Below are 19,665 nucleotides of genomic sequence, written 5' to 3'. Positions count from 1 at the left end.
GGGCGGCCCCGCAGCTCATTCCCCCTACATGTGGACGACCGGGGCGGCGTCAGCATTCCCGTCCCGAGCGGGAATTCCGCGCCGGTACATCAGGAAGCTGATCACCAGACCGGCCGCGAAGAAGGCCGCGGCCCACCAGTAGGCCGTCGCGTAGCCCTCCAGGGCGGCCCGCGCCTTCACCAGCGGATCGGTGCGGTGGGCCAGGGCGTAGTCGGTGGCGGCACCGGTGGCCAGGGTGTTCAGCAGCGCGGTGCCGATCGAGCCGCCGACCTGCTGCATGGCGTTGACCGTGGCGGAGGCCACACCCGCGTCCTCGGCCCCGACGCCGGCGGTGGCCAGGTTCATCGCGGGCGGGAAGATCAGGCCCATGCCGAGGCCGACCACCAGCAGCGGCGGCAGTACGTCGGCCGCGTAACCGCTGTCCAGGCCGAGCCCGGTCAGCCAGACCAGGCCCGCCGCCGACAGGCCGAAGCCGGTCGGCACCACGGGCCTCGGGCCCACCCGGGGCACCAGCACCGTGGTGGCGACCTGGGCGCCGACCATCAGGGCGCCGACCATCGGCAGGAAGGCCAGGCCCGTCTCGACCGCGGAGAAGCCCAGGGTGAGCCGCAGGTAGTAGGTCAGGAAGAGGAAGACCGCGAACATGCCGGCGCTGGAGACCAGCGAGGCCGCGAAGGAGGCACCCCGGTTGCGGTCGAACAGCACGCGCAGCGGCAGCAGCGGGTGCCGCGCCCGGGTCTGCCACCAGGCGAAGACGGCCATCAGCGCCGCCCCCGCGGCCAGGTAGCCCCACACCTGCGGCGAGCTCCAGTCGTGGCTCTCGGCGTTGGAGAAGCCGAAGACGACGGCGAACAGCCCGGCGGAGACCAGCGCGGTGCCGGGCAGGTCGATCGTCGCGCCGGGACGGCGGCCCGCGCGCCGCAGCAGGGCCACGCCGCCGAGGAAGGCGGCCAGGGCGAAGGCCAGGTTGACGTAGAGGGTCCAGCGCCAGTCCAGGTACTCGGTCAGCAGACCGCCGAGCAGCAGGCCGACGGCCGCGCCGGAGCCCGCGATGGCGCCGTAGATGCCGAAGGCGCGGTCGCGCTCCTTGGCGTCGGTGAAGGTCGTGGTGAGCAGCGACAGCGCGGCGGGCGCGAGGAGCGCGCCGAAGGCGCCCTGCAGGGCCCGGGCGGTCACCAGCATCTCGAAGCTGCCGGCGGCGCCGCCCAGCGCGGAGGCCGCGGCGAAGCCCACGACGCCGACGAGGAAGGCGTTCTTGCGGCCGAAGAGGTCCGCGATCCGGCCGCCGAGCAGCAGCAGGCTGCCGAAGGCCAGGGCGTAGGCGGTGACGATCCACTGCCGGTTGCCGTCGGTGAAGCCGAGGTCGGCCTGGGCGGAGGGGAGGGCGATGTTCACGATGGTCGCGTCGAGCACGACCATCAGCTGTGCCATGCCGATGACGGCGAGGACCCACCAGCGCTGCGCCGCCGGGGCGTCGCTCGCGTTCGTCTCGGCCGGCACGGCAGGTGCGGCAGGTGCGGCGGTGGTCTGGGACATGCGGAACGTGCTCCAGTCGGTCGCGAGGAGGGCAGGGTGCGCCCGGGCGCCGGGAACCCGACGCGATACGAAACCGTTTCGTACACACAGAGACTAGGGAGCCCCTTATCGAAACGCAAATGTTTCGATCGCATGGACGCAAGCGGCTGCCTAGAGTGGGTGCCGACGACGAGGAGGTGCGGGCCGTGGCCGAGCATCACGCGGGAGATCGCCCCGAGAAGGCGATCCTGGAACGGATCAGCGCGATGGTCTCCGACGAGAGGACCCTGCGCGAGCTCCTCAGCGAGGGGCAGATGGACAGCGGGACCGAGCGGGCGCGGCTCGACGCCCTGGAGCGGGAGCTCGACCAGTGCTGGGACCTGCTCCGCCAGCGCCGAGCCAAGACCGAGGCCGGCGGGGACCCCGGCGAGGCGCAGGTACGCTCCTCGCGCACCGTGGAGGGCTACCAGTCGTGAAGAGCGACGCGAAGGTCTCGGACGCCACCGGCGCACGGCGCTACGAGGCGCACGTCGACGGCAGGCTCGCCGGCTTCGCCACGTACATCCGCACGCCCGAGATGGTCGCGTTCCTGCACACCGAGGTGGACCCGGAGTTCGAGGGCCGGGGCGTGGGCTCGGCGCTGGCCCGCCACGCCCTGGACGAGGCACGCGAGCGCGGGCAGAGCGTGCTCCCGGCCTGCCCGTTCATCGCGGGGTGGATCGCGCACCACCCGGAGTACGAGGACCTGGAGTACCGCCCGCGCAGCGCGGTCAGCGACTGAGCCTCCGGCGGGCGCCCCGGTTGTCGTGTGCGGCCCCGTTGTGGTTGCTGTCGGGCTTCTCCCCCAGCCACAAACGACCCGCGCACAGTCAGCGGCCCCGCGCGACACCCAGCGCGGGCAGCACGACCGCGTCGATGTACCGGTGCATGAACGCCGCGTCGACCTCCACGTCCTCCAGCAGACGCCGCGTGACCACCGCGCCGAGCATCATGTGCGGCATGAACTCGGCCGCGGGCACGGCCGCGTCGATCTCACCGCGCCCGGCGGCCCTGCCCAGCAGTTGCCGCACCCCGGTGAGCTCGGGCTCGATCAGGTGCTGGCGCATCGCCTCGGCGAGGTCGGGGTTGGTGGCGGAGGCGTGGGCCAGGCCCCGGATCAGCGGGGTGTCCACGTCGGAGCCGTCGCCTATGCGGTCGGCGAGTTCGTGCAGGTCGCCGGGGAGCGAACCGGTGTCGACGTTCTCCACGTGCACCGGCTTGGTGCACCGGAGCGCGGTCACGACCAGCTCGGGCTTGCTCTTCCACTGCCGGTAGAGGGTGGCCTTGCTGGACCGGGTCCGGGTGGCGACCGCGTCCATGGTCAGCGCGTCGTACCCGACCTCGCGCAGCAGGTCGATCACCGCGCCGTACAGCTCCTGCTCCCGCTCGGGCGTCAGCCGGGTGCGGCGCGCCGGTGCGCTCGCGTCGGTCGTCATGTCCCTGCTCCGTCTCTCGTCCCCTGCGAAACGGTTCCGTATCCGAACGACAATATGGCACCGCCCACCGAAACCGAAACGTTTCGATGGGCGGTGCACACGGTACGGGCCGTGCGGCGTCAGGCCAGCGAAGCCGTGAGGGTGATCTCCGTGCCCGCCAGCGCCTTGCTCACCGGGCAGTTCGCCTTGGCGTCCTCGGCCGCCTTGACGAACTCCGCCTCGTCCATCCCGGGCACCTCGCCCTCGACGGTCAGGTGGATGCCGGTGATGCCGGTGCCCGGCTTGAAGGTGACGTCGGCCTGGGTGCGCAGCCGGGTCGGCGGGGTGCCCGCCTTGCCGAGACCGGCCGACAGGGCCATCGAGAAGCAGCTGGAGTGGGCGGCGGCGATGAGCTCCTCCGGGCTGGTCTTCCCGCCCGGCTCCTGCGAGCGGGCGACCCAGGTCACCGGGTACTCCCCGATGCCGGAGGAGTCGAGGGTCACGACCCCGCTGCCCTCCGTCAGACTGCCGTCCCAGACGGTGTGCGCGACGCGCGTGGTGGACATGGTGGTTCCTCCCGAGTGCGGAGTACGGCTGCGGCGGGTCCAAGTCTTCACCACGGCAGGCCGCTTCGCGAAGCGATCACCCGCGCCGTGACGGTCGTGTTGCCCTCTGTCAAACGAGCCGTCACCCACAAGGGTGGCTGTATGCAGGGATTTCACCGACCCGCCCCCCGCCGGCGCGTCGCCGCCCTACGTTCGGGACCTGGGACGCGGACGTCAAGGAGTGAGCCTGGTGGTCGAATCCGTGCGGGTACCGATCCTCGCTTCGTGGGAACGCTGCCGGAGCGCCGGCCTCGACCCCGAGAGGTTCGACGTCCCGTACAGCGACGACCTCGACCCCACCGGAGCCCTGGTCCGGGCCGCGGCCCCCGTCCTCGACCGGCTCGCCGGCACGCTCTCCGGCACCCGCACCGCCGTCCTGCTCACCGACGACCGGGGCCTGGTGATCGACCGCCGGGCCGCCGAACCCCCGCTGCTGCCCGCCCTGGACCGGGTCCGGCTCGCCCCCGGGTTCAGCTACCACGAGCTCGACGCCGGGACCAACGGCATCGGTACCGCGCTGGCCGCCCGGCAGCCCGTCCGCGTCTGCGGCGAGGAGCACTTCTCCGCCGCCCTGCGCGGCTTCAGCTGCTTCGGGGTGCCCGTCCGCCACCCGGTCAGCGGCCGGGTGGAGGGCGTGCTCGACCTGACCAGTCTGTCCGGCGACGCCCATCCCCTCATGGCCGAACTCGCCCGCGGCTGCGCCCTCGCCATCGAGCAGCGGCTCCTCGAGGAGTGCGGCGAACGCGAACGCGCCCTGCTGCACGACTACTTGAACGCCGAGCACCGCGGTGCCGGGTCCACCGCGCTGCGGCTCGACGGCGCCGGACGCGTCCAGGGCGTCGGGCCCCCCGCCGGACTCACCGACGGCGACGAGTCGGCCCTCGCCGAGACCGCGGCCGGACTGATCGCCGCCGGACGGCGCGAGGCGCTCGAACTCCCCCTCTCCCGCGGCCGTACGGCCCACTTGCTGTGCCGGCCCGTCGCGGGCGGCGCCGTCGTGGAGGTCAGCGTGCCCGGGGACGCCGGGGCACCGGGCGCCGCCCCGGCCGGGAGCCGCCCGCTGCTGGTCGGCGAGCCGGGGGTGGGCCGCCTCGCCGTCGCCGCGCGCCGCCGCCTGGAACTGCTCAGCGACGCCGCCCTGCGGATCGGCACCACCCTCGACGTCGCCCGCACCGCCCGCGAGATCGTCGAGGCCACCGTGCCCCGCTTCGCCGACCACGCGACCGTCGACCTCTTCCGCCCCGTCCTGCACGGCACGGCCCCCGGTGACACCGGGGCGGAGCTGCGCCGGGTGGCGGACGGCGGCGCGGCGCCCGCCGGCGCGTACGGCCCGTACGCCCGGGGTGAACCGATTCGCCTCGTGCCCGGCAGCCCCCAGGCCAGAGCCCTGTGCGCCGGCTCGGCGGTCCGCGACACCTCCCCCGGCCCGGACGGGGAACCCCGCGCCGTCATCGCCGTCCCGCTGCGCGCCCGCGACACCCTGCTGGGCGTCGCCACCTTCCAACGCGCCGCGCGGACCGAACCGTTCGCCGACGACGACCTCACCCTCGCCCGCGACCTGGCCGCCCGCGCCGCCGTCTGCATCGACAACGCGATGCTCTTCACCCGCGAGCACCACCTCGCCCTCGAACTCCAGCGCAGCCTGCTGCCGCGCGGCGTGGCGGAGCAGCACGCCGTGGACGTGGCCCACCGCTACCGCCCCGCGGCCCGTGGCCGGGTCGGCGGCGACTGGTTCGACGTCATCCCGCTCTCCGGGGCGCGCGTGGCGCTCGTCGTCGGCGACGTCGTCGGCCACGGCATCCACGCCGCCGCCGCCATGGGCCGGCTGCGTACGGCCGTGCACAACTTCTCCACCCTCGACCTGCCCCCGGACGAGTTGCTGGGCCGCCTGGACGACCTCGTCGTCCGCCTCGACGACGAGAGCGGCACCGGCCCCGGCCTCGCGGGCGCGACCTGTCTCTACGCGGTCTACGACCCGGTCGCTCGGCGCTGCCAGCTGGCCCGCGCCGGCCATCCGCCACCGGCGCTGCTCGCCCCCGACGGCGGGGTGCGCTTCCCCGACCTGCCCGCCGGGCCGCCCCTGGGCCTGGGCGGACTCCCCTTCGAGACGGCCGAGTTCGCGGTCCCCGAGGGCAGCGGCCTCGTCCTCTACACCGACGGCCTCATCGAGGGCCGCCACCTCGACCCGGACACCGGGATGCGCCGCCTCGGCCGGGCCCTCGCCGCCGTCCCGCGCGGCTGCCCGCCGGAGGAGGTGTGCGCGGCGGTCGAGGCCGCGCTGCGCCCCGTGCCCTCCGCCGACGACGTCGTCCTGCTCGTCGCCCGCACCCGCTCCCTGGACGAGCGCCAGGTGGCCTGCTGGGACGTGCCCGGCGACCCGGCGGCCGTCTCCGCCCTCCGGTCCGCCATCACCGGCCGTCTGCGGGCCTGGGGCCTGGACGAGCTCGCCTTCACCACCGAGCTGATCGCCAGCGAGCTGATCACCAACGCCATCCGCCACGGCGCCGGCCCGGTACGGGCCACGCTGCTGCGCGACCGGGCCCTGGTCTTCGAGGTCGCCGACGCCAGCGGCACCTCCCCCCGGCTGCGCCGCGCGGCCACCACCGACGAGGGCGGCCGCGGCATCTTCCTCGTCGCCCAGCTCTGCCGCCGCTGGGGCACCCGCTACACCGACCGCGGCAAGGTCATCTGGACGGAGCAGCAACTCCCCGCGTGAGAGCCGCGAGCGGCGGCCCCGCCTCCCGTCTCGCCCTGATGGCCTACCAGCCGTACGGGTGAGGCCGCGGAACAGGGGGGGTTCCGGCTGTGCGCGGACGAGCTGTTGCCTACGGTGGGACCATGACCACGGCGGCAGACAGCGGTACGCACACGAGCACGGACACCTACGACGTCATCGTCATCGGCGCGGGCCCCACCGGGGAGAACCTCGCCGACCGGACCAGGCAGGCCGGACTGACCACGGTGGTGGTCGAGGCCGAGCTGGTCGGCGGTGAGTGCTCGTACTGGGCGTGCATCCCCAGCAAGGCGCTGCTGCGCCCGCAGGCGGCCCTGGACGCCGCGCGGGCGGTCGCGGGGGCGCGGGAGGCGGCCGGCGGCCGCCTGGACGCCGCGGCGGTGCTGGCCCGGCGCGACTACTGGACCTCCAGCTGGAAGGACGACGGGGCGGTGACCTGGCTGGACTCGGCCGGCATCGACCTGGTCCGGGGACGCGGACGCCTCGACGGGCCGCGCCGCGTCGTCGTCGAGACCCCGGACGGCGGCGAGCGCGTCCTGGTCGCCCGGCACGCGGTGGCGGTATGCACGGGCACCCGCGCGCAACTGCCCGACCTGCCCGGCATCGCCGACGACCACGTGTGGACCAGCCGGGACGCCACCAGTTCCCCCGAGGTGCCCGGACGGCTCGTGGTGGTCGGCGGCGGAGTGGTCTGCGTCGAGATGGCGACCGCCTGGCGGTCCCTCGGCTCCGAGGTGACCGTGCTGGTCCGCGGCTCCGGGCTGCTCCCGCGCTGGGAACCGTTCGTGGGCGAACTCCTCGCGGACGGGATGCGCGCCGCCGGGATGGACATCCGCACCGGCGTCTCGGTCACGGAGCTGCGGCGCGACGCGGAGTCCGGCCCGGTCACCCTGGTGCTCTCCGACGGTTCCGAACTCCTCACCGACGAGGTCCTGTTCGCCACCGGCCGGGTCCCGCACACCGACGACCTGGGCCTGGAGACGGTCGGCCTGAGCCCCGGCTCGTGGCTGGACGTCGACGACACCTGCCTGGTCAAGGACGTCGAGGGCGGCTGGCTGTACTGCGCGGGCGACACCAACCACCGCGCGCTCCTCACCCACCAGGGCAAGTACCAGGGCCGCATCGCCGGCGCCGCCATCGCCGCCCGCGCCAAGGACGAGCCGGTCGACACCGCCCCCTGGGGCCGGCACGCGGCCACCGCCGACCACGGCGCCGTCCCGCAGGTCGTCTTCACCGAGCCCGAGGCCGCGTCCGTCGGCATCACCGCGGAGCAGGCACGCCAGGAGGGCCGCCGCGTCAAGGTCGTGGACTACCAGATCGGCAACGTCTCGGGCGCCGGCCTCCACGCCGACGACTACAAGGGCAAGGCCCGTGCCGTCGTCGACCTGGACCGGGGTCACCTCGTCGGCGTCACCTTCGTCGGCCCGGCGGTCGGCGAGATGCTGCACTCGGCCACCATCGCCGTCGCCGGGGAGGTCCCGCTGGAGCGGCTGTGGCACGCCGTACCGGCCTTCCCCACGATGAGCGAGATCTGGCTGCGGCTGCTGGAGACCTACCGGGACGCGCCGGACGGCGAAGGCTGACGGAGACGGCGGCCCCGGGCGCCTGCCGATAGGATCGCGCCCTGCTCGTCGAGACCAGGTCGAGGGGACAGCTGAGGTGGGGATTTTCCGGCGCGGGCCGAAGCGTGACCAGCGGGACGCACCCCGCGATCCCGAGTACGCCTTCTTCTCGGTGGACGAGGGCGCGCGCTTCCGCGCGACCGTGCGCGAGTCGTTCGCCGAACTCGGGCTGGAGGTCACCGTCTTCGCCGACATGGTGACCGACGACTCCGGCCGTCGCTTCGGGCTCGGCAACCTCGCCGCGCTCTGCCACAACGACCGCCGCGGCCCGCGCGTGTGGCCGCAGCTGGCCCGGGAGCACGTCGGGGCGGTGCTGCGCACCCTCGACGGCCCCTCGCCGCTGGAGACCATGCCCGTCGAGGAGATCCGCGAACGGCTCTACCCGCGCCTGGTCCCGCCCGACGCGGTCGACCCGGAGACCTTCCGCTACGCCCGGGTCGCCGCGCCGGGGCTGCTGGAGGTGCTCGCCCTGGACCTGCCGGAGAGCGTGATGACGCTCGCCGACCACGCCCTGGGCCCGCTCGGCGACACCCGCGAGCTGCGCGGCCGCGCCCTGCTCAACCTGCGCGACCTGCCGGTGGAACGGCACGAGGTCGTCCGGCACGCCGATGTGCGCTTCGACGTCCTGGTCGGCGACTCCTTCTTCACCGCCGCCCGGGTGCTGGTCCTGGACGAGCTGGTGGAGCGGGTCACCGGGGAGCCGCTGACCGCCGACGGGGCGCTGGTCGCCATGCCCTTCCGGCACCAGCTGGCCTTCCACGCCATCCGCGACAGCGGCGTCATCCCGGCGCTCAACGGCATGGCCGGTTTCGCCGCGGCGGGCCACGAGGACGCGGTGGGCCCGATCAGCCCGTACGTCTACTGGTGGCGGGACGGGGTGCTGACCCAGCTCAGCCGCAAGGACGGCGACGGGCTGATGATCACCGTCGGCGAGGAGTTCCAGGACGTCCTCGAACGCCTCGTGCCCGACCAGGCCGGCGACGAGAGATGACCGGCGGCGAGCCGGGCGGCACGACCGTCAGACCGCTGATGGGCGTCGGCGCCGAGGGGCCCGCGCCCGACTACGCCGACCTGTTCCCCGAGGACCCGCCCGGCATGGTCGGCGGGCCCGGTGCGGCGCCGGAGGTGCCGCCGCAGCCGTACCCGGCGGGCGATCCGCGCGGTCCGCGCCGGGCGGCCGCCCGCTCCGGACGGCGCACCCGCATCCTCGTCGTGGTGGCCGCGGCGGTGACCGGCGTCGGCGTCCTGGCCCTGCTCGGGCACCTGGTCACCGGTCCCGGCGAGGCCGACCGGGCGCTGCCCGCCCCGAGCGCCTCCCAGCCGCAGCCGGCCCCGCCCAGCCTGCTCCGCTCCGGCGGCACGGCGGAGCCCTCGTCCGGTGCCGGGGCCTCCTCGGCACCGGCGGGCACGGGCGACGCCTCCCCGGCCGGCCCGGACCCCGCCTCCGCCTCCGCCTCTGTGCCCGCCTCCGCGTCCGCCACGGCCACCGCGACCGCGGGCGCCCCGGACGGCAGCGCCGGGACCGCGCCCGCCGTCCCCGCGACGGTGCTCAAGCCCGGCTCGCGCGGCCCCGAGGTCACCGCGCTGCAGCAGCGGCTCACCCAGGTACGGCTCTACGACGGCCCCGCCGACGGCAAGTACGACGGCGGCGTCAAATCCGCCGTCCAGCGCTACCAGCAGGACCACGGCGTCACGGGCGACACCGCCGGCTTCTACGGCCCCGCCACGCGCCGCTCGCTGGAGTCGGTCACCTCCGCGCCCTGAGGCCGCAGCGGGTTCGGCAGCGGCAGGTAGCGGGCGGCGGCCCCGTCCGCGCCCGTCCAGCGCAGCAGCAGATTGGTCTTCCCCGGGATGTGCGCCGCGGACAGCAGTTCCCGCAGCGGCGCCGGCTCGCCGTTCTCGGCCGACCACCCCGCGAGGAACGCCCGGGCGCGCGCCCACAGCACCGGGGTGAGTTCCGGGTGGCGTGCGGCGACCGCGCCCGCGATCTCCATCAGGTTGTTGGTGACGAGGCAGTAGACCAGCCGTTCCCAGCCGTGCGCCGCGTCCACGCCCGGCCCGGGGGCATCAGGGCGCGCGTGGCGCCGGAGCAGTTCCCCGTGCCGCTCCTCGACCAGCTTGACGCCCTCGTGGTCGCGGAAGAGCGCCTGGCCGGGCAGCCCTTCGTCGTCCACGGCGACGAGCACGTTCTGCAGGTGGCACTCCAGCACCGCCCCGTGCCGCAGGAACGCGTGCAGCACCGGCGGCACGACCTGCCGCAGGTACGCCTCCCACCAGGCCAGCGCGCCCCGCGCGGTCAGCCCGGGCGCGGCGAGCGGGCTGCCTGCGTACCCCTCGGCGACGGCCGCCGCCAGCAGCGGGGTGAGCCCCGGGCGCAGGTGCGCGCCGAAACCGTCGCGGACGAGCACGGCCAGCGCCTCGTACGCGTCCCGGCCGTCGGGGCCGTCCAGGCCGGCCGTCCGGTAGCCGCGGTCGGACAGGACGTCCGCCTCCGGGACGGCCCGCAGCACCTCGTCGACGGGCCCGAGCCACCGCAGGTCGTGCCGCCACAGCCGGCGGACGTCGTTGGTGATCCGCACGTCGAGGCTGAACTTCAGGAAGAGGTCGGCCTCCGGCAGGTACACCGTCCGCACGGACGCCGTCGGCACCGCCGGCACGGCGGTCTCCCCCAGCCGCAGCAGCCGGCCGTCGTGGAAGGCCGGGAGGTCGCCCAGCAGGGCCAGCTGCCACGGGTGCGCGGGCAGCACCCGGTAGCCCTCGGGGACGTCCGGGTGGAGCCGGTCGAGCACCGCGGTGTCGCCCTCCCCGGCCAGCAGGTCCGCCCGGACCGCCAGCAGGGCGAGCGGGAAGCTCGTGTGCGCCTCCGGCGCGTAGGGCAGCCAGCGTTCCGGCGGGCCGCCGCCACGGGTCTTGGGCGCGGGGTGGTGGCGGTGCCCGGCCACCAGGGCCTGCTCGGAGCGCAGGTACGGGTCGGCCGGCGGCGGGGCGTGCTCGCGGGCCTCCAGCAGCGCGGCGAGCACGTCGCGGCTGTCCGCGATCTCGGCGGGCAGCCCGGTGTTGGCCACACCCGTGCGGGCGGTCAGCTCCGCGGCGGTGACGTCGACCAGCGCCTCCAGCGGGAGCGGCCGCCAGCCGTCCGGGGTGTGCACCTCGGGCCCGGCGGGATGGCGCCCGGCCCGCACCCGCAGCAGCCGCCCGGTCGCGGGCAGCCGGTGGACGGGACGGCCCCCGTCCTCGCCGGCGGGCACGGCGACCTCACGCAGCAGGCAGTTCAGCAGGGCCGTCGCCGAGAGTGCCTCGGCGCGGTCCCAGGCCTCACCCACGACGGCTCGTTCCCGCTGGTCGCAGGGCTTGTCGATGCACGGCCGGCTGCCTCCTCGTAGGGTAGGGACTCATCATGTACCCGCACTCGGCGGCTGCGACGCGGCGCCCCCTGGAGACGGCGTTCGCCACCGAGCTGGCGACGCTCCGACCTGATCTGCACGACGCGTACACCGCTGCGCTCCCCGGTGCCCGCGCCGCCGTCCTCGGCCGCCTGTGGCGCGCCCTGCTGCTGGAACCGCTGCCGGGCATCGCCTGGCGCGGCCCCGGCCGCGTGCTCTTCCACGACGGCCGGCTGCTCACCGGGCCGCGGCGGCTGCCGCACGACCTGGCGTCGCCGGATGACGAGGCCGCCCTGCTGCTGGACGGCCTGCCCCACGACCACCCGGCCGCCCTGGTGGCGGCCCTGGGCCTGCCCGGCTCGGGCCTGCTGCGCGACGAACTCGACCACAGCGTCGCCTCCCTGGCCCTGTCCCGGGCGGGTGCCGCGGACGCGGACGGCCACGGCGTACGGCCGCCGACGCTCGCATCCTTCGAGCAGGGCGTCGTCGACGGCCACCCCTACCACCCGTGCTGCCGCAGCCGTCCCGGTTTCTCGGTCGCCGAGCAACTGGCGTACGGGCCCGAGCACCGGCCCGTCGTCGCCCTCGACCTCGTCGCCGTCCCCGCCGCCGAGTCCCTGGTCGCGGGCGCCTGGCCGGACCGGTTCCGGGACGGCGACCGGCTGCTGCTCCCCGTCCACCCCTGGCAGACCCGGCACATCCTGCCCGCCCTGGGGCTGCGCCCGTACGCCGAGGCCGCGGTGCCGACCCGCCCGCTGATGTCGGTGCGCACCTTCGCCCCGCTCGACGGCGGGCCGCACCTGAAGACGGCGCTGAGCATGCGGATGACCTCGTCCGTCCGCGACATCTCGGCCCTCTCGGTGACGGACAGCGCCCCGCTGTCCGCGCTGCTGGACGAGCTGACCCGGCGGCTCGGCGGCGACGCGCTGCGCGTCGTCCGCAACGTCGGGGCCGCGGCCGCCGTCGTCGGCGGTGAGCCCAGCCCCGACCTCGCGGCACTGCTGCGCGAGTCCCCGTCCGGCTTCGCCGACCCGGCGGCCGGGGAGTACGTCCTGCCCGTCGCCGCCCTCGCCGAGCGCCCCGCGGACGGCGGACCGCCGCTGCTCCGCTCCCTGCTCTCGGCCGCGGAACCTGCCGCGCCCCCGGACGGCGCCGCCTGGCTCACCGCCTTCGCCCGGCTCGCGCTCCCGGCCGTGCTGAGGCTGCTGTCCTGGGGCGTCGCCCTGGAGGCGCACGGGCAGAACCTCCTGCTCGTCCTCGACCGGCACGCCCGGCCGCTGCGGCTGGTCTACCGCGACCTCGCGGACGTCCGGATCAGCCCGGCCCGCCTCGCCCGGCACGGCATCGCCCTGCCCCCGCTCGGCCGGGGCCTCAGCGACGACCCCGCGGTCCTGCACGCCAAGCTCTACGGCTCCCTGGTCGCCACGACGTTCGGCAGCCTCGTCTCCACGCTCGGCGAGGGCCACCGCCCCACCGAGGCACGTCTGTGGGCCGCGGTGCGCACGGAGACCGCCCGCGCCTTCGACGCCCTCCCCACGACGGCGGACACCCGCACCGACCGCGCGGCCCTCCTCTCCGCCCCCGAACTCCCCTTCAAGGCCCTCACCCTGATGCGCCTGGAAACCCCCACGACCGGCGACCAGTGGACGGGCCTCCCCAACCCCCTGCTCTGACCGGGGCGGACGTCCGGGGCCCTGCCCCCTCCACCCCACGACGGCGAACACCGCACCGACCGCGAGGCCCAGCCGGCCCGAGCCCGCTGTCGGTGGGGCCCCCTACGGTGGCGGGCATGTCCGAAACGGCCGACGCCCCGCAGTCCTACACGACGTTGTGGACCAACGACCTCTGCCGTCACCTGGCGCGGAGCGGCTACGCCGGGCGCCCGCTCCGCGTCCTGTTCGGCGGGCCGCACCAGTCGCTGCCCAGCTTCAGGCTCGCGGGGGTCAAGCCCGGCGACCGCGTCTTCCCCGTCCGCGTCCACCGCACCCGGCTCCACGTGCTGGGCCGCCTGGAGGTGGCGCGGATCATCCCGTACGAGGGGGCCGCGGACGAGCTGGCGAAGCTGCCCGACTGGTCGCCGCTGGAGGGCGGTTGCGCGTCCGAGGTGCTCGTGGGCCCGCCCGGCACCCCGCTCGACTTCGGCACCACCGTCCCCGGCGAGCTGCTGGAACGGCTCACGTACCGCTCGCGCCGCGCCGAACGCAAGCTGCGGTTCGTCGAGGACGGCCGGCTGACGCGGTCGATCGGCCTCCAGGGCGTCTACCGGCTCGCGCCCGAGTCGGCCGCCGGACTCGACCGCCTCGTCGACGCGGCCGCCGCGGACGCCGCAGCCGCCGCCCCGCCCGTCAGTCCCGGATGACGCCCGCCGCCCGCGCCGCGGTCAGCCACTGCGGGAACTCCTCCATCAGCGCCGCGTACAACTCGGCGTCCGGCGCCGCCGCGGGCTCCTCCCCGGCGGCGTGGAAACCGGCGTTGTCCACCAGCCGCTTGGCGGGAACGGGGAGTTCGTCGAGCTTGCGCAGGAAGTCGAAGTCCTTGCCCGCCGGGTCGCCGAAGCCGACGAACTGCCAGAAGATCGGCAGCCCGGCCGCCAAGCAGAGCAGCCGCTCGGCGGCCGTGCGCGAGGAGGGGCCGCCGTCCGTCTGGAAGATGACGAACGCGGGCTGCGTCGCGCCGGACGCCCGGTAGTGGTCGATCACCGCCTGCATCGCCAGGTGGTAGTTGGTGCGGCCCATGTGGCCGTAGCCCTCGTGGAGCGCGTTGATCCGCCCCTCGTACCCGTCGAGGCCGATCTCGGCGACGCCGTCCACCTCGGTGGAGAAGAAGACCACCGGCACGACCCCGTCGTCGTCGAGGTTCGCCGCGAGCCCGAGGGCCTGCTCGGCCAGGCGCTGCACCGTGCCGTCCCGGTAGTGCCGCCGCATGCTGCCCGACCGGTCGAGCACCAGGTAGACCGCGGCGCGCTCGCCCGCGACCCCGGCCTTCTCCAGCGACACCCGGGCGCCCTTGTACAGGCTCACCAGCCCGGGCGCCGCCGCCTGCACCTTCTCCAGACTGATGGCCATCTCGTCCCGCCCCCTCGCTCTCGCGGTCTCCCGCCCCGATCGTGCCACCTCCGGCCCGCCCGGCGCACCCGTCAGGTGACGCTCCACAGGCGCCGGTAGTAGGCGGTGCGTTCCGGGTCGGGGGCGATGCCGTACGCGTCCAGGAGCGCGCCCTCCCAGCCAGGGCCGTAGTTCCACTCGGTGCTCCAGGTGGCGACGGCCAGGTCGGCCCAGCGGTCGGCGACGCCGAGGGCGCCCATGTCGACGTGGCCCGACCAGGAGCCGTCCTCGGCCAGCAGGGTGTTGGGCGCGCAGGGGTCGCCGTGGCACACCACGAGCCGCTCGACGGGCGGCGCCGGCGGCAGGTCCCCCGGCACCGGCCGGCCGGCCCGCCGGGCGCGTTCCAGGCGCGTGCCGACGGACCAGTCGTACGGGCAGCCGTCGACGGGCAGTTGTTCGTGCAGCGCGCGCAGCCCGGCGCCCAGCGCACGTACCGCGGTGGCGGGTTCGGCCGTCCAGCGCGGGCTGACGGCGCTCTCCCCGGGCAGCCCGCGGGTGACCAGCCAGGTCCCGTCGCCGTCCGCGCCGTGCTCCACGACGGGCGGCACGGACGTGAACCGGCCCGCCCATTCCAGGCGCTCGGCCTCGGCCCCGAGGTCGATCCCCGAGCCCGCGGGCGCCCACTTGGCGAACAGCCGGTCCTCCCCCGCCCCCAGCCGGAACGTCAGCCCGCCCCTCTCGTTGCGCCACACGGGCAGCGGCGTCCGCTCCCCCGCCAGCGCCCCGATCCGCGCGGGCACCTCCACCTCGCCCTCCGGCGGCCCCGAAATCTCCACCGCCGCATGCTCCCCCGCGCCCCGCCGGAAGGCCAGCCCATTTCGCGTTGCCGGGGCTACACCGCCCGTCGCGTGGTCGTGGGCCTCGACGAGGTGGCCAGCGCCGCCAGGCAGGCGGCGCCCAGCGGCACCGCGATCAGCAGGACGGCCAGCAGCCCCCAGGGCACGACGATCGGCACGTGCTCGATGATCCGGCTCGCGCTGCCCTCGTCGAGTTGCCGCTCGTTGAAGGCCTCGACGATGCGCCGGTCGACCAGCCGCAGCCCGATGGCGGGGATGATCCCGGTGACCGCACCCAGCACCACGCCCGCCGCGGCCACCACGGCGCACTGGAACGCGGTGAGCAGCCGGCGGGTCCTGGGCGGCGCCCCGATCGCGGCGAGCGTGGCGAGGTCGGCCTCGGCGTCGGAGCGTGCCAGGCCCGTCGCGGTCCCGGCGGCGCCGAGCGTGACCACCGCCGCGAAGACGGCCAGCGCGAGCGGCACGACACCGGCCGGGTCCTCGGGCCCCTCCTCCAGGTGGAAGCGGACGTCGGCCCCGGTGTCGCCGAGGGCCTGCTGCGTCTTCTGCCGCTGCGCGTCGGTCGGCGGGTGCGTGGTGGTGAAGTAGGCGCCGAACGGCACCGTCCCGATGTGCGCCGCCCTGGCCGCCGCCGGGGGCACGACCAGTTCCACGCCGTGGTTGGGCGGGCTGCCGGGAACCTGGTGGACGGGGAACCGGGCGACCCTGCCCGGCGGCTCCTTCCCCTGTGCCTCGGCGGCGCTCGCCCGCAGGTCGTCGGTGACCAGCCGCACGGCGACCCGGCCCCGGGCGTCCACGTTGCGGCGGTCGAGGGAGACGGCCCGCCCTTCGGCCAGGGCCGCCACCGCCCCGGGGTCGTCGACGCCGAGCACCGCCAGCAGTCTCGCGTCGCCGACCAGGACACCGCTGGGAGTCGTGTCGCCGGTGCTGCCGTTCGTGCAGCGCGAGTCGTGGGCCAGCGCCCTGAGCTCCGCACGCGGCATCGCGGACAGCGGGTTCGCCGGTCCCGTGTCGTACAGCGGGCACCTCTCGGCCGGAGGCCGTACGACCTCCACGTAACCGCACATGCCGTCCTGGTCGCAGCCGGCGCGGCCGGTGAACAGCTGGTCCACGTCCGCCTCGACGCCCACGGGCAGGTTCCGGGCGACGGCTCTCCTGGCGGCCGGGACGTCGCGTCCACGGTCCTCGTCCACCATCACCGTCACCGCCCCGTCGGGCAGCAGGGCCTCGTACCCGGCGCGTTCCTGGGCTGCCGTGCCGGCGGTGTACGCCGCGACGGTCACGGTGCCGGCGACGGCGGCGAGCACGGCCGCCACGGCGGGGGCGGTACGGGCGCGGTTGCGCGCGGCGTCCCGCAGCGCCAGGCGGGGCGAGAGGCCCCACCGGCGCCCGAGGCGGCCGGCGATCCCCATGAACGCCGGCGTCATCGCGACGACACCGGCCTCGGCGATGACGCTGCCGGCCGCGACGACGACCTTCCAGTCGGTCCGCATCGCCCCGTACAGCGCGATCGCGGTCCCCAGCAGGAACGCGGCCAGGCCCACGAGGCTCAGTCGCCGCCCCGAGCGCCGCACGCCCTTGCGCCCGGTGAGCGCGGCCAGGACCGGCTGCCGGGCCGCCGTGACGGCGGGCAGGGCCGCGGCCGCAAGTCCGGCGAGCACGGCGAGCAGCGCGATGCCGAGGAGGTCGGCCGGGTGCGGGTCGAAGCCTCCGTACCGCGCCCCGCCGCGGGCCTCGAACAGCGGACGCAGGGCCGCGGCCAGGCCGATGCCGAGGGCGGTTCCCACCGCGGCCGCGACCACGCCGGCGATCAGGCCTCCGGCGAGGACCACCGCCCTGATGTCCCGGCCCTCGCCGCCGCCCGCGCCGATGAGCCCGAACTGCCGGCGCGAGCGCTGGGCCCCGACGGCGAACGCGGGCCCCGCGAGCAGGCAGACCTCCGCGAGCGCCAGGACGACGACGGTCACCGCCGCCGTGGCCCGCGCGGAGACCGGCGCGGCCAGGGGCCGCTCCGGGTGCTCCCGGTACTGCGGCACGTCGGATCGGGCCGGCGGGTGCAGCGTCACCTCGCGCGAGACCACCGCCACGCCGTGGGTGTTCGCCTCCACCACCCTGGGCCAGCCGAACCCGCCCGGCAGCGACACCAGGAACGTCTCGGCGGCCGGCTCGGACGGCGTCCTGTGGGCGCCGGCGAGCATCCGTCCGTAGGGGGCCAGCAGTGCGCCGGGCAGCGCGTTGACCTCGTCCGCGGTCAGGTCCCCGGGGCGCTCGTAGGCGCCGACGACGCGGTAGGAGGGGCTGAGGTCCCGCACGGTGAGCCGTGACCCCACCCGCAGGCCGCTCACCGTCAGGAAGTGCGTCGTCACGGCCACTTCGTCGGGGCGGACCGGGTGGCGGCCCTGCTTCAGCGTGGTGATGCCGCGGGTCATCGGGTCGGCGGTCTCGAGTTCGAGCACGTCGACGTCGAGAGCGCCGTGGCGGGTACGGACCTCGGCGGTGCCGGCGAGGCGTTCGAGCGTCCGGGCGTGCGGCGGCATCGCCTGCGCGAGGACGGCCCTGGCGGTCGCCGGGGTCGGCGGACCGTCTGCCACGTCGTCCGGCTGCCCCTCGACGGGGGTGTGGTCCACGTAGAGCGCGGAGGCGTCGGGGTCCTGGAGGATGGGGCCGAAACCGGGGTAGCGGACCTCGGCGTCCGCCCGTCCGAGGGTGCGCTCCAGCTGTTGCTCCGGGGAGAGTTGTGCGCTGCGCAGCGTGACGTCGGCCGCCGACGCCCCCAGCACGGGCAGGGCGAGCATGCCGACGACGAGCAGGGTGCGGCCCGGGGCCCGCAGGGCGTCCCGGCCGGCGATCCGCAGGGCGGCCCGCCAGGCGTGGAAGCGGGCGGTCACCGGCCGGCCGTCCCGCTGAGCAGCGACTCCGCGGGCGTCCGGCTGGTCTCGTCGACGACGGCGCCGTCCCGCAGGAAGACCATCCGGTCCGCCCAGGCGGCGAGCCGCGGTTCGTGGGTCACCAGCACACCCGCCGCTCCGGCCTCGCACCTCCTGCGCAGCAGGGCGAGCACGGACTCGCCGGTCTCCGAGTCGAGCGCGCCCGTCGGCTCGTCGGCGAGCAGCAGCCGGCGCTCCCCGACGAGGGCCCTGGCGATGGCGACGCGCTGCTGCTGGCCCCCGGACATCTCGTCGGGGAAGCGGTCCGCCAGGTGCTCCAGCCCGACGTCTCCCAGCGCCTCGACGGCCTCCTTGCGTGCCCGGCGCACCGGGACGCCGTCCAGTTCACGGGGGAGGGCGATGTTCTCGGCGGCCGTCAGCGCGGGGATGAGGTTGTAGTCCTGGAAGACGTAGCCGACCCGGCGCCGGCGCAGCGCCGCGAGCTCCTTGCGTCCGGCGGTGGCCAGTTCGGTGCCCTCGACGGTCACACTGCCGGACGTCGGGGTGTCCAGGCCCCCCGCGATCGCCAGCAGCGTGGACTTGCCGGAGCCGGACGGCCCCATGACGGCGACGAGTTCGCCCGCGTGGACGTCCAGGTCGACGCCCCGCAGCGCGTGCACCTCGGTGGCGCCGCTGCCGTGCGTCCGCGTCAGCTCGCGTATGCGCAGGACGGGTTCGGTGGTGAGTGGGGACAAGGCGGTCCTCTTCGGAAGGGGTACGGGATGGGGGCTTCGGGGGCGCCGCTAGGAACGCGACGCGCGGCGGCGGCCGCCCCGGGGCGCGCCGCCGTCCGCGGGCTCCGGCCGGGTGTCCGCCTCTGCCCGCCGGGCCGCGGCGGCGGCCGCCACCCTGACCAGCCGCGCCTCGCAGTGGTCGAGCCAGCGCACCTCGGCCTCGGTCTGGAAGATGAGCTGCTCCAGGACGAGCACCCAGGCCACGTCCTCCGGCCGGTCCGACGCCGGCTCCGGGGCCGCGGCCTTGAGCCGGGTGTAGTCCTGCATCGCCCGCAGGGCGTGGAGCCGCTGCAGCCGGATGACGTCCCGCACGTCGACCCCCGGCGCGCTCACCGCCATGGCGAGCTTGATCGCGAGTTCGTCGCGCGGCGGGTTGCTGCGGTCGACGGGGCTGCGGAACCACGAGCCCAGCTCCGACCGCCCTTCCTCGGTGATGCGGTAGAGCGCGTGCCCCGAGTCGTCCTCCCCGTCCTGCACGACCAGCCCGTCGCGCTCCAATCGGTTCAGGGTCGTGTAGACCTGCCCGACGTTGAGGGACCAGGTCGCACCGGTACGGCTCTCGAACTCGGAGCGCAGCCGGGACCCGTAGCGGGGGCCGTGTTCAAGCAGGGCGAGCAGCCCGTGGCGGATCGACATACCGAGTATATATACCAAGTATGCCGACCGAACCAACCAGCCGCCGCGGCACCCGACTTGGGCTTCGCCAATCCCCGCAGTGCCCTACGCGCGACTACACGCCGCCACGGTCCCGTCCGGTCGGCGGCCGTCCCCGGCGACGGCTCCACATACC

Annotated in this window: 17 protein-coding genes; 8 read left to right on the top strand and 9 right to left on the bottom strand. The window is 75.6% G+C overall.

Going from position 1 to position 19,665, the window contains the following annotated elements; genetic code table 11:
- Window positions 1–24: 24 nt before the first annotated feature.
- Window positions 25–1,536, bottom strand: coding sequence for an MFS transporter (locus tag ACZ7MY_RS06705; protein ID WP_499600125.1), 1,512 nt, complete (start codon window positions 1,534–1,536; stop codon window positions 25–27).
- Between the two features lie 185 nt (window positions 1,537–1,721).
- Here ACZ7MY_RS06705 and ACZ7MY_RS06700 point away from each other — a divergent pair, with 185 nt between their 5' ends.
- Window positions 1,722–1,991, top strand: coding sequence for a DUF2630 family protein (locus tag ACZ7MY_RS06700; RefSeq protein ID WP_499600124.1), 270 nt, complete (start codon window positions 1,722–1,724; stop codon window positions 1,989–1,991).
- Entirely contained in the window at window positions 1,988–2,296 is a 309-nt protein-coding gene (locus tag ACZ7MY_RS06695) for a GNAT family N-acetyltransferase (protein WP_499600123.1), read from the top strand. The genes ACZ7MY_RS06700 and ACZ7MY_RS06695 overlap by 4 nt, the downstream gene beginning before the upstream one ends.
- Before the next feature lie 88 nt (window positions 2,297–2,384).
- On the opposite strand, the gene ACZ7MY_RS06690 is transcribed toward ACZ7MY_RS06695, so the two are convergent.
- Both ACZ7MY_RS06690 and ACZ7MY_RS06685 read right to left on the bottom strand, forming a co-directional pair.
- The gene (locus ACZ7MY_RS06690) at window positions 2,385–2,990 is read right to left on the bottom strand and encodes a TetR/AcrR family transcriptional regulator (protein WP_499600122.1); all 606 of its coding nucleotides are present in this window, start codon (window positions 2,988–2,990) and stop codon (window positions 2,385–2,387) included.
- Window positions 2,991–3,109: 119 nt separating this feature from the next.
- Window positions 3,110–3,535 (bottom strand): OsmC family protein, encoded by a 426-nt coding sequence (locus ACZ7MY_RS06685; protein ID WP_499600121.1) that lies wholly within the window; start codon window positions 3,533–3,535, stop codon window positions 3,110–3,112.
- Window positions 3,536–3,764: 229 nt separating this feature from the next.
- Between ACZ7MY_RS06685 and ACZ7MY_RS06680 the strand changes: the two genes are divergently transcribed.
- The 4 genes from ACZ7MY_RS06680 to ACZ7MY_RS06665 all read left to right on the top strand — a co-directional run bounded on the left by ACZ7MY_RS06680 (window position 3,765) and on the right by ACZ7MY_RS06665 (window position 9,694).
- Window positions 3,765–6,290, top strand: a complete 2,526-nt coding sequence (locus ACZ7MY_RS06680; protein ID WP_499600120.1) for a SpoIIE family protein phosphatase — start codon at window positions 3,765–3,767, stop codon at window positions 6,288–6,290.
- Between the two features lie 122 nt (window positions 6,291–6,412).
- Window positions 6,413–7,891: a dihydrolipoyl dehydrogenase family protein gene (locus ACZ7MY_RS06675; protein WP_499600119.1), complete on the top strand. Its 1,479-nt coding sequence runs from the start codon at window positions 6,413–6,415 to the stop codon at window positions 7,889–7,891.
- 76 nt (window positions 7,892–7,967) lie between these two features.
- Window positions 7,968–8,921, top strand: a complete 954-nt coding sequence (locus tag ACZ7MY_RS06670) for a hypothetical protein (RefSeq protein ID WP_499600118.1) — start codon at window positions 7,968–7,970, stop codon at window positions 8,919–8,921.
- Window positions 8,918–9,694, top strand: a complete 777-nt coding sequence (locus tag ACZ7MY_RS06665; RefSeq protein ID WP_499600117.1) for a peptidoglycan-binding domain-containing protein — start codon at window positions 8,918–8,920, stop codon at window positions 9,692–9,694. Before ACZ7MY_RS06670 ends, ACZ7MY_RS06665 begins: the two co-directional genes overlap by 4 nt.
- On the opposite strand, the gene ACZ7MY_RS06660 is transcribed toward ACZ7MY_RS06665, so the two are convergent.
- On the bottom strand, window positions 9,643–11,253 hold the full coding sequence (locus ACZ7MY_RS06660; RefSeq protein ID WP_499600116.1) for an IucA/IucC family protein: 1,611 nt from the start codon (window positions 11,251–11,253) through the stop codon (window positions 9,643–9,645). The genes ACZ7MY_RS06665 and ACZ7MY_RS06660 overlap by 52 nt on opposite strands.
- A gap of 74 nt (window positions 11,254–11,327) precedes the next feature.
- Between ACZ7MY_RS06660 and ACZ7MY_RS06655 the strand changes: the two genes are divergently transcribed.
- On the top strand, window positions 11,328–12,986 hold the full coding sequence (locus tag ACZ7MY_RS06655) for an IucA/IucC family protein (RefSeq protein WP_499600115.1): 1,659 nt from the start codon (window positions 11,328–11,330) through the stop codon (window positions 12,984–12,986).
- Between the two features lie 116 nt (window positions 12,987–13,102).
- Complete coding sequence (locus ACZ7MY_RS06650) at window positions 13,103–13,672, top strand: hypothetical protein (RefSeq protein WP_499600114.1); 570 nt, start codon at window positions 13,103–13,105, stop codon at window positions 13,670–13,672.
- Here ACZ7MY_RS06650 and ACZ7MY_RS06645 read toward each other — a convergent pair.
- The 5 genes from ACZ7MY_RS06645 to ACZ7MY_RS06625 all read right to left on the bottom strand — a co-directional run bounded on the left by ACZ7MY_RS06645 (window position 13,659) and on the right by ACZ7MY_RS06625 (window position 19,511).
- Window positions 13,659–14,378 (bottom strand): VWA domain-containing protein, encoded by a 720-nt coding sequence (locus ACZ7MY_RS06645; protein ID WP_499600113.1) that lies wholly within the window; start codon window positions 14,376–14,378, stop codon window positions 13,659–13,661. The genes ACZ7MY_RS06650 and ACZ7MY_RS06645 overlap by 14 nt on opposite strands.
- A 71-nt stretch (window positions 14,379–14,449) precedes the next feature.
- Window positions 14,450–15,193 (bottom strand): aminoglycoside 3'-phosphotransferase, encoded by a 744-nt coding sequence (locus tag ACZ7MY_RS06640; protein ID WP_499600112.1) that lies wholly within the window; start codon window positions 15,191–15,193, stop codon window positions 14,450–14,452.
- Window positions 15,194–15,249: 56 nt separating this feature from the next.
- A complete protein-coding gene (locus ACZ7MY_RS06635) occupies window positions 15,250–18,102 on the bottom strand; it encodes an FtsX-like permease family protein (protein ID WP_499600111.1) in 2,853 nt (950 codons plus the stop codon).
- Window positions 18,099–18,836: an ABC transporter ATP-binding protein gene (locus ACZ7MY_RS06630; RefSeq protein ID WP_499600110.1), complete on the bottom strand. Its 738-nt coding sequence runs from the start codon at window positions 18,834–18,836 to the stop codon at window positions 18,099–18,101. Before ACZ7MY_RS06630 ends, ACZ7MY_RS06635 begins: the two co-directional genes overlap by 4 nt.
- Window positions 18,837–18,884: 48 nt before the next feature.
- Window positions 18,885–19,511, bottom strand: a complete 627-nt coding sequence (locus ACZ7MY_RS06625) for a PadR family transcriptional regulator (protein ID WP_499600109.1) — start codon at window positions 19,509–19,511, stop codon at window positions 18,885–18,887.
- Window positions 19,512–19,665 lie beyond the last annotated feature (154 nt).

The organism is Streptomyces sp. NPDC111520, assembly GCF_055635295.1.
This window is presented reverse-complemented; position numbering and strand designations above follow the sequence as displayed.